The sequence below is a fragment of the uncultured Microbulbifer sp. genome (assembly GCF_947498635.1).
Taxonomy (GTDB): domain Bacteria; phylum Pseudomonadota; class Gammaproteobacteria; order Pseudomonadales; family Cellvibrionaceae; genus Microbulbifer; species Microbulbifer echini.
The window spans coordinates 30,243-42,046 of record NZ_CANMKV010000038.1 but is presented as its reverse complement, the minus strand read 5'-3'; the positions used below and the strand labels follow the sequence as shown (position 1 = coordinate 42,046).

The window sequence follows — 11,804 nt, the reverse complement described above, 5'->3', positions numbered from 1 at the left end:
TGGGCCTCTTTAGTTCGGCCTAAATTCAATGCCAGGTCATTTTTTTGCCGCCTGCAGCGCAGGTTATCTTAGCGTTAGGTTTTAGCGCTGATCCATCGAATAGTAATAACTAAATCAAGGAGTAAAGAATGGAATTTACACAAAAGTCTTCCGAAGAGTTCAAGGAATTATTAAAGAAGCATTCACTTGCGCCAAAAAATGCGAAAATCGATGATATGGCCTCAGTTCATGATGCCCTATATGAGTTGAAGCGATATATTTCAGAAGAATCAATGGGCCAAATTTGGCCAGAAGACATCGGAACTGACCAAGACGCTAATGTCGACTATGAAGGGTACCTAAACGGATTTCAGAACTTTTCTGACGGCGAGCTAAGTTTTGAAGGGCTTACATCCAAGATGGATGGTGATTTAATTGAAATAAAGTTCATGGATGGAAGCGACGAGATTGTTTGGAAATTTGAACAGTATTCTGACAGCTTTAGTTCTGAATTCATTGCCTTTCTGTTCGAGTATTCGCGAATTAGAGGTGAAAACCAACTAATCGATCTTCTTAGTGAAGATATGTTCGAGTTCGCTTATGTGCCAAACCAAATCGGTGATTTTTTGCGCGATCATGAATTGTTTGAGCAACTCGCGTAGAGTAACCTAACAAAAAGCTGCACCCGACTCCGGCGCTATCGCGCCTCCGCGGGTGAGCTTGGCGTTATGGGTTAAAAAATAATGAGTAGAGTATGGCGAGAAATCGCAGACCCAAAAAAGCACATCGATTATATGAGTACTCGAAATGAGGGTGGTGTTCCTGTTGATGCTTCAAGAGATAATCTAATTGAAAAATGGGTCTATTTTGCGGATGTATGTAATTTCACTTTTCAGTTTGCGAGCACTTATCAAGTACAAGAATGCAAAGAATACTTTTTAAAGTCTGTACACACTTCTACTCGAGAAGAAGGCCATGATTTAGAACATTATTGGCACCCGTGGTACTCGAAGTTGCCAAAGGGTATAAATAAGGGCGTTAAGCGCGAGAAGGTTGTTAAAGCGCTCGACAATATTTTAAGCAAGTGGGGCAACCCATAAATCGGGTAGCCGGTAGTTTTTAGCTACCGGCCCCCACACCACCCATCGTGCGGGTCCGCAATGGGCGGTTCCCTATCCGTAATGAATCTCTACCCAACGATAGCGTCGAGCAGCTCTTCATTTGAGTTGAGTATCATGGCAGTGCGCTACCTCAACTTATCCGACTGGAAACATATCAGTAGGCTAGCCCTGTCTTTTAACTCGTGGATTTTGGGTTCAGGCCTTCACCCTGTCCAAGGTATTAATCTTGGCATTTGGCTACTATGCCGTCGGCTGACTTCTGTTTAATCACCTTGACCATTACTGACCGAGGCGCTGCTGTGTCCCACCATTTTTGTTTACCCCCGCGATGGTGGCTAGCGGGTTGGGCCTACTTATGAGTCAGCGGCCACGCTGACAGTTTCACAGCAGCAAACTAAACAGATCTCCCCAGATAAGAACGTGAACTTTCACTACACAACTGCATCATTTACTCTACCCGTTAGATCACATGGCTTCGGTGTCCTTGGCCACCTCGCCTCCAGGCTAAGCCTTATAGGATGTTTCTGTTCGTCAGCTCGTAGTTTTGCTAGCGGCTTCCTCCCCACAAGACCTCGCGGTATTGCAGTTGCCATTCGCTAGTAGTTAGCATTTAATGGAACCCATTAAATGGTGATCCACCTACAGGGGACTCTCACCCCATTAGTTCACGCCCATGCTGGGCGTACCAAGTAAAGGCACCCGACGTCAAAACCGCCGCTTCGCTTTAGTTTTGACGCAGGTGCTTTAGGCGTTATGTTTTTTAGCCTGTGGTAATTATGAGAGAAGAATTTAAAAAAATAATCTATGAAGGGCTTAGAAAGGCCAAAACTCGTGAATTAGATATATATACCTTTGCTTTGTGTCATGACCATGAGTCGCATGTGGCAACGGTATGCATTGACACAGTTGAGTCTTCATTGCGAGCTGTTATGTCTAGTAATAAATTTTCTAATGAGCGATTTATGAGAGCGGTAGATGATGGAGATATAGAATCTGCAGCATCATGGAATGCCATCAGTGGTAGGAGCTTAATGGTTGGTGATTTTGCACTTGTTAATGCATCAGAAGTAGATGTTCCTCGTAAGCCAAAGAATCCTGAGTTTTATCAGGAAATGGTTAAAGCTATCGAGGAGATGCGAGATTTAATAAAGCTGCAGAGTAGCCATGGGTGTAACTTGATGTTTTGCTGCTCAACTGAGACGTCTGAGGTAGGGTTAGTTTGGTCATGAACATAACAAGCCACTCTAGCACCATTCCGGCCGTGAAAAGCGCGGCCTCCACTGGACTCGCTACGCGCTAGCACTCTTAAGGAATAAAGATGAACGTCCATGAATTTGGTGACTCCGGCGGTGTACCAGTTGTTCTCTTCACGGGAACTCCACAGAAAGGTGATTCTGGTCAGGAGTTTTCAAACCTCGCGATTCAATTTGGTATTCGGCTAATTTGTCCTACCCGTCCATGGTACGACGAATTTGATTCTGCTCCCTCATTCTCCAAGTGTACAGATAAGACGAGAGCGTATTTAGAAAAAAATAAAATCAATATATGCCATGTAATTGGTGGAAGCGGAGGTGGCCCATTCGCGATTCACTTCTCTACCACCTATTTTGATGTCGTTCATTCTTGCTATCTTTTAGCATCTATGGGTACTCCTAGTATCTTTGTCGAGAAGGTAAAATCGCCACCTACATTAAAGCTCTTAGAATTTTTCCGAAATAATAGCTATAGGTCAGCTATTGACTACCTCACGTCATTGGGCCTTTCAGAAGAATTGGCTCATGGTGCGTGGTCTGATTTTAAAGTTCTTCTTGGTTCGTGGGAGTCAATCGAATTTCAGCGTTCACCAGTCGTGTACATCCATCACGGAGAGGAAGATGAAAATGCTCCTATTGAGAGCATTCGAGATTTAGCAGGGAAATTGCCCAGGTCGGAAATTCGCGTTTCCCCCCAAGCGAGCCATATTGAACTAGCTGAAGACAAAGAACTTTCGGAGTTCAATCGAATTTTTAAAGAAATCGCGGCCCACAGGGGCACCGCGAGCTAACAATGCGCTGTAGCCGACGGCCAACTTTGCGCACTTTTTGCCCGGTCGCTGCGCTTCTATTATCGTGCATAAAGCATCCATAATTTTCCGAGGCTGTGCGCAGCGTTGTATGTACAGGGCGTTGAAGTGATAATTCGGTTTCTAGTGGCAGCAATATTGATTATGGTCGGTTTTGGTGTAGGAGTTCTTGGAGTAAGGAGAATGATTCTGTGACGCTCACACAGCCACTGGTGTTAGAAGAGGCCCCTATTGCAATTGGAGCTCTTCCAAAGGGTACCGTTCTCTATCCATATCCACATGGACCGTCTATTTCTACTTATGTTGTCTTTGTGAATACTAAGAAACTATCGCCCCTACGGGGCCGTAACAACCTTTCCGCTGCAGCGCAGCTACAAGCCCGCCCCAGCGTTGGTCGTTAAATCAAAAGGAATATAAGATGAAAAAATTATTAGCCCTCATATTAGTTAGCATTTCCTGTCCTAGCCTTGCAGGTGAGGTGAGGTGAGTAAGGGAAATTATGGGATGTATTGGGAAAGTTATGATTCAAAGGTTCAAATATAATTTTATACCAAGTCGATTCTGTAGCACAACTTTGCTTTGTTGTATCGATTGGCGACGGCTTGTCATTAATACGATGTGAAAATTTGAAAGCCCGTAATGAGTGGAAGGATGTTATAACTTGGGGTGGTGAATAGTATAACCCGTCGCAACACAACAAAACTGCTCGGACATATTTACGCGTGCCCGTATGGGAGGCGTTACGCACCCAAGTTAGGTATAAATTAATGAAGAAGCTTTCTTTTTGGCTTGGAATTTTGTGTATCGTTTATACGGCCCTCTATTTACTAGGCTTTCTCCCAGTTAGTGTATGGCAGTATATTCTTGATCTATTCACAGATCGCGAGCCGAATATTTTTTATAAAATTGTTCCATCGAAAGGATCTGGGTACCAAGCAGCAGCTGCGTTTTTGGTTGGATTAGCACTGATCTTATTTTCTAAACTCCCCCCAAAAAAATAAGCCCAAGAAGTATATATTTCCAACGCTTTTAATTCACACAAAAAATATTTTCACATGTCGCTCACAAAATGAATGGGCTGGCCTCGCTTCACTCGCCTGAATTATGGGCGTTACGGTTCACTTAAGGTATCAGAACGACGATGATTAAGAAATTTATTTTTACAATGACTCTATCCATAGTTATATGTGGAGTTGGATGTGCGAGTCAAGAGGATCTACTGTATGCTGATCTTTGGTCTGACGATTCATATATCGCTATTCCTAGTAGCAACCAGGCCATCCAAAACCTAGGAAAAACACCTCGAGCTCAGATGTTAGAGCAAAGGAAATATGATGAAGCGCGAAAGAATCAAACATTTAAAGATCAACTCCTTTATGATCTAATTCTGGGTAAAGACAGAAAGTTAAATTTGTAGTCTAGCACCAGCAATATTCGGTGTAAGGCGTATCCAGAAAATCCATATAAGCAAAAGTCGTTTACTTCGGAACTCCGCGGGATACCCTAGGCCGGGCGAATTTCATACGGGTCGCCATGGATAAGAAAACACTGTCTAAAATTTTAGCCAACCTAAATTGGGCTACTGAAAATAGTGCAGACATAGGCCTTCACCAGATAGGAATAACCCTAATGTTAATATATTCGCTAGTCTTAGAGACTAATTCACTTATTAAAATACGTTTAAATGTGTTCTGACCAAAAATAAGACCTCCACTGGACTGCCTACTACATCCCTTTAACTACATATTTGCTGACCAAGGAGCATTGAATCCATGAATAAATTTTGAATGGGAGTTTTTACTTTGTTTTTAGCTGGATGCACTGGTAATTCCCAGTTCACTAACTACGAAAATAAAGGGAATCTCGTTGCCAAGAATCCGCTTTCATGCGTAAATACTGCAGAGGTAGGCTCTGAGGGTACGGCCGCAGATATAACCGCTGGAGCGAAAGAGTACGCTGTTTTGTCTATGTATAACGAGGCCGCAGAATTTATCATGATTGCAGATGGCATGAGCGCATTTACAGGCTCTATAAAAAAGCCATTAACCCAAGACCTTAATGCAAAACTTCAATGCAATTACTGCATGGTTAAAATCATTAGTATTCGTTAAGTACGGTAGCTACACGTAAATACACAGAACGTGAAAAACGCTCGTGCCTTAGGCTGTCATAGGAAGCATATGATACCAACAATAGAATCAAAACGGCTCAAATTAGTCCCTCCATGTTTAGATTGCTTTGATGTGTACAAACGATTCTACACGGATTCAGAAGCATCAAGAATGTATGGTGGTCCCATCAGTGAAGAACAAGTTTGGGCTAGATTGAAAGCCGATCTTGGCTCATGGTATTTATTAGGTTTTGGTGTGTGGGCCATCCAATTAAAATCAACGAATAGCTTTATTGGAACGTGTGGCTTTTGGCAAGGAAGGTATTGGCCTACAGAGCTTACATGGTGGGTAGCGCCTGACAATCGTGGAAAAGGTATTGCTACAGAAGCCTCTAAAGCAGTTTTATTACACGCGTACAATGAATTCAAATGGGATAAAGTTGAAACCTACATGAATGATGAAAATATTGCAGCACGCTCTTTGGTAAAAAAATTAGGAGGCATCAAAACCAGGCGGACTAAGTTCAATGACGGCTTAAGTAGAGATATCTATAAATTACCGAAACCAGTCTAACAAACCAATCAATTCGATCTCAATACACCTCGCTCCTTTCGGAAAATAATTGAGGCGCCAGCTGTTAAAAGCATGAAAAATCCATAGAGATTAGTTTGTCTAAACGTATTTATACGACTTTTTCTTACCCCTTGCTTAGCATATGAGACAAATGAAACCTCAATAAATATCGATAAAATTCGGGTCGTTATAGCCAAAACCAATATTGTCAATTTTTGAAGGAGGTGCGATAGCTACTGCTGTTAACTCTCTTGATAATATTCCGGATCTTCTTTCGCTTACGGGCGTCATCTCAAATGGTGCATGGTTTGATACTACAAATATTGTACAATTTAAAAAAGAGCCCCCAATATATCTTGCAAGAATTCTAAAAAAAATGTTATAGAATGGCTGGCAGCGAAAGATGTCAAGCTCGAATCGTTGCTAGCAAACCAATTAATCTGACCTCTATACACTACGTTCCTTTCGGGGGCTTATTATGGCGTTAGAGTTCCAAGTCACCCATAAAAAGGACACCTCACATGCGTAAGCTCGTTAACTCTGGTTCTCATTTTGAAGTGCCTATCGGATTTTCTCATGCTAGTCGGATTGATAACTATATAGCGGTTTCTGGAACAGCTCCCATTGATAACGGAAAAACAGTATTTATTGGTGATTTATACAAACAAACCAGATATTGTCTTGAGCTCTCGCTGCAGGCCATAATAGAAGCTGGCGGTAGCATTAAAGATGTCATACGTACACGTATCATGCTCACAAATATTTCACAATGGCAAGAATCCGCTAAGGCTCATGGAAAATTTTTTTCACAACAACGTCCAGCTTGTACATTCGTGGAAGTAAATGGATTTATCGATCCAAATTGGTTGGTAGAAACTGAAATGGATGCTATTAAATCAGCGTTATAACAACTTTCTTAGCTCCAAATAACGTTTTCTTTCGATAATTGAATATAAACACCATCAAGGATCTGCAATAATGTTTCCCATGAGCCTAGCTCTGCCAATTTCGCATATGACCTCCTATAGAACTTTCCAATTCATGGAGTCATATTTTTATTTTTCACGCCGGAACGATAGAGATCCGTTGAGTCAAACCAAAAGAATCGTTGATTCACCTATAGGTTTATTATTTTTCAAGCTAAAACCATGATAAAAACAATCTTTATTTTTACTATCTCTGGGTGTGCGATACCAAACAATATTTATAAAAAATTTTGAGGTCAAAGAACTGGAAGATCAAACCTAAGCAGCTAGAGCGTATAATAACTATTTTGGTACTGCTGAACCGGAAAGAACGACAGGCTAATGAAGAAGATTTCCATCGGAAGAGAAGGTATTACTGCTGAGACCTCCCATGACATCTTCACTCAATTATTTGGCGCGAATTCTAAATATGAACATCGTGGCTGGCAGTAAGAAAAACTCAGAATTGAAACCATTTTAATAATTAATTATGAAGCTCTGAAAGTGACACAACGGGGTCTCCAATATAGGCTTAAATGGTTAGGGCTTTCAAGTATTCCATGTAAAGCCTTATTGTTCGTTTATCGGTTCATTAAGCCGGGACTCCCACAACCGTCGACACACTGGGCAATATCGAGGGAGACTAAATGCAGCCAATACAAAACCCGAAAAAAACGACTGTAAATTTACCTCCATTGCTCAAGGCCTCTTGAGCTGAATTACCCTCTTGATCTGGCTCAATACGAATTTCCCCCATTACTTCATCATACGCCGGCACTAAGGCCTCAATGGCGCGCTTTTCAACGCATTAAAGCGGTAAATGCTCCGCGTCAGAGACGCCCCATGATAACGTAGACCCAAGAGTCAACTGCACAAGGCAGAGACCGGAAAAAGCCATTGTTCTGGAGGAAAGATGGAGCAGCAAAATACCGTATTCGTGGTCGTGGACCCCAACGATGACAAGCATGTGGCCCTAGAGCGGGCAATGAGCACTTCTCGCGGGCGCAACCCGCAGCCGCGTCTGGCTGTGTTTGTCGCGGTGAACGGAGAGGCTGTGGATACCCGCGCAGTGAACGACCACCTCTTCCGCGATGAATCCTGGTTCCGCGAGCAGATTCGCGACCCCATTTCCGCCGCCGGCCTCACTTGTGAGATAACTGTGTGTTGGTCCAGTGACTGGCAGGCAGCCATCGTACAGGAGGCCAAGCGCTGCAATGCGGAAATGATCTACCTACCGGTGCACAAGAAATCCACCCGCCGCTTTACCTTCGCGGAATCCAAGTGGCGGGTTTTGAAAACCGCACGCTGCCCCGTGGTGTTGATTCGCCCCGGCGCCAAGGCGGCGCGTAAAGTAGTTCTGGCTACGGTGAACTACCAGGCGAAGACCCTGGAACAGCGCCAGCTAAATCGGCAGATCAGCGAGCGCGCCACCTATATCGCCGGCCATTATGGTGCCGAGCTGCACCTGGTGAATGCCTTCCTGGATTCCATGCGCTATCCGGATCGGGGCGCCCTGGCCAAGCTCGCTGATAAGACCGGTGTGCCCACCCACCGCATTCACGTGAAGCAGGGCTATACCAGCGATGTAGTGGAAACCGTGGCAAAGGAAATTGATGCGGATTTGGTGGTAATGGGCACACTCAACCAGTTCGGTGAAACCGGTTCGCTACTACGTGGTAATACCGCCGAGCGGGTGATCGGCCAATTGGACGTGGATGTGATGGTGTGTAACCAGTTCACCAACACCGACGTGTAATAGCTCGTCGAAAGCGCCACAAAAAAGCCCGACAATAATTTGTCGGGCTTTTTCTTTCCTGGGTCTGTTAAAAACTGGGGCTATTTTGACTTAGCTGAAAGCAGCAACAGATCCCCTTTGGTATTAAAAGTAACATTGCCGCCCTCGACTTTTGCACGCTCACCAGAATAGTAATCTGTTAACACCGCACCATCGGCAAACACGCCTTTTACAGAAATGCGCTTCTCCCCGCTGGGCAGGCCCATTGCCACCACCACCGGCGGCTCCCCCGCTAGAGTGCGGGCAAAGGTGTAGGGCTTATCGGCGAGTTTCTTGTGTACACCGGCGCCCACGGCGGGGTGCGCGCGGCGGAATTGGCCGAGCTTCTGCCAATGGGTGAGCAGTGCGCGGGTTTCATATTTTTTTAGGTCGCCCCAGTTCATGGGGCTGCGCATGGCCGCATCGCCATGGGCTCGGGCATCGGTCATGGGGCGCGCAAGTTCATCGCCGTAATAAATCTGCACCGCGCCCGGTGCCAGCATCAATTTACTGGCAGCATTGTGGGTCTGTTTGCGCTCGCGGTCGAAGGAGTGGTGGTCGTCGTGGGAGCCCAGATAGTTGAGCACCCCCAAACCCTTTAACTCGCCATCGTTAAGTGCAGCGGAATAGCTGGAGAAGATATTTTCGGCGGGCTGGCTGGCCACCTGGGCAAAATCAAAGTTGATCAGGCTGTCGAAACCGTACTGGTAGAAATCCACTTGTTGATCACTGTAATCGTAAACACGACCAACGGTGGGGCCATAATTATTTACACCAAAATGGTAAACCTCACCCAGCATAAAGAAATCCCGGTCATCCAGTTTCTTCTGTGGGTTTTTCGCTTTCCATTCGGCCAGAGCCAGGTCTGCCTCTTTTTTCAGAATTGCCCAGGCTTCGGGCTCGACATGTTTTACCGTGTCGACACGGAAGCCATCTACTCCGTACTCCCGTACCCAGTCGGTCAACCACTTGACCAGGTAATATTTGGGCGCGCGCGGATAGCCGGTACGTGTAAAAAATGCATCCAGCTCGAGTTGCTCCTGCGCCAGGCGGCCCTCGCGTTTCCACTTATCCACAAGCTGTGGCGGCAGGTCCACGGGCTCATCACTTTCGGTGAGGATATCGGTGAGATTGGCGTGGATCGCGCACTCCACATTGCCGGCGTAATCAGACCAATCGCACTGCGCGCCTTTGCGCAACCAACTGGCGGGCCACTCTGGATCCTTTGCGGTTATTGGGCCGGTGTGATTGAGAATCACATCGAGTAACACACGAATACCGCGCTTATGCGCGGCTTCTATCAGCTCTGCCAACTCGGTCTCGGTGCCAAAGTTGGCATCCACCGCGGTCCAGTCCTTGGGCCAGTAGCCGTGGAAGGCATAGGTGCGCTTGTCGGACTCATTGTAACCGTGAATATTCTCGATGACCGGGGACATCCAGATAGCATCTACTCCCAACTCATTAAAATAACCGGCCTCGATCTTTTCAATTATCCCGCGCAGGTCACCACCGGCAAAGCCGCGCAGGTATGCCGCGTCATCCTTGCGCCCGTAGGGGAAGTCATTGCCCCTATCGCCATTATAAAAGCGGTCCGGCAACATAAAGTAGATGGTGGCGTTGCGCCAAAAGGGATCAACCGGCATAGCGGCCTGTGCTGTGTGCACGCCCCCCAGCATCTGCACTACCCCAAGAAATAGACCAATCAGTAAGCTGGTGCATCTAACCATTGTTTTCTCTCTTATCTCGCCGCGCATATTTTTACCAGCCAACTCTAATTGGCCGTGGGATTCACACATCCTCCCAGGCGGGGGCGTAGCCAGTCTTCAAACTCTGACGGCCTCAATTTTCGCAACGGCTCAGGGCCAAGGCAAATCCGCTTTGCGACCGGCCCTCATGGAGAGTAAGGTAAAACTCAGACACCGCGGAGAAACCGAAGCGCTTTGCCGTGGTCCAAGCGTCACATTCTGATAGCAGCAAAAGGAGGCAGGGAATGTCGGAACATCAGTCTAGGCATGGGTGGATCATCGGGATTATTGTGGTGATCGTTGTCGCTGCAGCAGCCTATTGGCTGTGGACCAGTGATGATAAGAAGAACGAAGTTCCCTCAATTAAAGTCATTGAGGAGCCCCAGACTACCTCTGAGCCCGGAACACTCGAGCAACCTGAAGAACAGGCTGCCGCCCCAGAACCTCAGGAACCTGCGCCGGTGGAAGAGCCCGGCAGGGAGCCCCCACCCCCACTGAATGAGAGCGATAAGGCCGCTTACGACGATCTGGAAAGCCTCGCTCCGGACAACGCGCTGTCACGCTGGCTGGTAACTGACGAAGTCATTCGCAAGTGGGTGGCCGCAGCCAACTCTGGCTCTCGTGGGGATCTCATCCATAAGCATCGCCCGCTGAAGACCATCCGCGGCCCGATTGTTGTCAGCGGTTCCTCCATAGAGGGCTATCAGTTATCACCGGACAATTACCGTCGCTACGACCAGCCGGTGCGTCTGTTCGCCCTGATGAATACCGATACCGCCGTGGGTCTCTACCAGTATTGGTATCCACGCCTGGCACAGGCCTACAGCGAACTGGGTATTCGCAATAAAACCTTCCACCAAGTGGTGCTTGAGGCGATCGACAAAGTACTCGCGGCCCCGGAAGTCGAGGGTCCCATCAAACTGGTGCGCCCATCCGTATACTATAAATTTGCCGACCCCAAACTGGAGAAGCTGCCCGGCGTGCAGAAGCTGATGATTCGCATGGGCCCAGACAACGCCACACGGGTAAAGGAAAAGCTCAAAGAGCTGAAGGAAAAGCTGGAAGCCATGCCGGTACAGCAACCCCAGCAGTCCCAGTAGAACCCGACCCGACAAGCGCCCCTCCCGAGACAAACAGCCTTGGAGGGGCACTGTCCTAAGCACGCCTTTTTATCCACATTCAGCCATTACCCTCGGCCAACCCAATATTATCTCCCCCTTTGTTCAGGTATATTGCTGCGATAACAGCCGCTTAAAGGTGTGCCTGCAGCCAACAACCGCTCGGCGCTGCGCCAGGATGTTCGGGCGACTATCGAGAAGTTCAGGAGGAGCTATCGATCTGCCGGTCCCAACCGGTAATCCCCTGCCCCTCTCTATACCCTCTGCCCATCGAGACCCTCTGCCCATCGAGCGCCTGAACTCACCTCCGGCCTATAAACACCTGCTGTGGGTAACCATGGCCGTGAATAACCCTA

At 46.9% G+C, this 11,804-nt stretch carries 11 protein-coding genes; 10 read left to right on the top strand and 1 reads right to left on the bottom strand.

Features of this window, described 5'->3' with window-relative positions:
• Positions 1-128 precede the first annotated feature (128 nt).
• The 9 genes from Q1A69_RS16430 to Q1A69_RS16390 all read left to right on the top strand — a co-directional run bounded on the left by Q1A69_RS16430 (position 129) and on the right by Q1A69_RS16390 (position 8,567).
• The gene (locus tag Q1A69_RS16430) at positions 129-641 is read left to right on the top strand and encodes a hypothetical protein (RefSeq protein ID WP_299587750.1); all 513 of its coding nucleotides are present in this window, start codon (positions 129-131) and stop codon (positions 639-641) included.
• A gap of 81 nt (positions 642-722) precedes the next feature.
• Positions 723-1,079: a hypothetical protein gene (locus tag Q1A69_RS16425; protein ID WP_299587748.1), complete on the top strand. Its 357-nt coding sequence runs from the start codon at positions 723-725 to the stop codon at positions 1,077-1,079.
• A 797-nt stretch (positions 1,080-1,876) separates the two neighbouring features.
• Positions 1,877-2,329, top strand: a complete 453-nt coding sequence (locus Q1A69_RS16420) for a hypothetical protein (RefSeq protein ID WP_299587746.1) — start codon at positions 1,877-1,879, stop codon at positions 2,327-2,329.
• Between the two features lie 89 nt (positions 2,330-2,418).
• A complete protein-coding gene (locus Q1A69_RS16415; protein WP_299587743.1) occupies positions 2,419-3,144 on the top strand; it encodes an alpha/beta hydrolase in 726 nt (241 codons plus the stop codon).
• 785 nt (positions 3,145-3,929) lie between these two features.
• Entirely contained in the window at positions 3,930-4,163 is a 234-nt protein-coding gene (locus Q1A69_RS16410) for a hypothetical protein (RefSeq protein WP_299587740.1), read from the top strand.
• Between the two features lie 786 nt (positions 4,164-4,949).
• Positions 4,950-5,273, top strand: coding sequence for a hypothetical protein (locus tag Q1A69_RS16405; RefSeq protein ID WP_299587737.1), 324 nt, complete (start codon positions 4,950-4,952; stop codon positions 5,271-5,273).
• Positions 5,274-5,342: 69 nt separating this feature from the next.
• Complete coding sequence (locus Q1A69_RS16400) at positions 5,343-5,846, top strand: GNAT family N-acetyltransferase (protein ID WP_299587734.1); 504 nt, start codon at positions 5,343-5,345, stop codon at positions 5,844-5,846.
• Between the two features lie 521 nt (positions 5,847-6,367).
• On the top strand, positions 6,368-6,754 hold the full coding sequence (locus Q1A69_RS16395) for a RidA family protein (protein ID WP_299587732.1): 387 nt from the start codon (positions 6,368-6,370) through the stop codon (positions 6,752-6,754).
• Positions 6,755-7,724: 970 nt separating this feature from the next.
• Positions 7,725-8,567, top strand: a complete 843-nt coding sequence (locus Q1A69_RS16390) for a universal stress protein (protein WP_299587730.1) — start codon at positions 7,725-7,727, stop codon at positions 8,565-8,567.
• Positions 8,568-8,647: 80 nt separating this feature from the next.
• Here the strand turns inward: Q1A69_RS16390 and Q1A69_RS16385 are convergent, their stop codons facing one another.
• Complete coding sequence (locus tag Q1A69_RS16385) at positions 8,648-10,312, bottom strand: alpha-amylase family glycosyl hydrolase (protein WP_299587728.1); 1,665 nt, start codon at positions 10,310-10,312, stop codon at positions 8,648-8,650.
• A 263-nt stretch (positions 10,313-10,575) separates the two neighbouring features.
• On the opposite strand from Q1A69_RS16385, the gene Q1A69_RS16380 reads away from it, so the two are divergent.
• A complete protein-coding gene (locus tag Q1A69_RS16380; RefSeq protein WP_299587725.1) occupies positions 10,576-11,430 on the top strand; it encodes a DUF3014 domain-containing protein in 855 nt (284 codons plus the stop codon).
• The last annotated feature ends 374 nt before the right edge of the window (positions 11,431-11,804 follow it).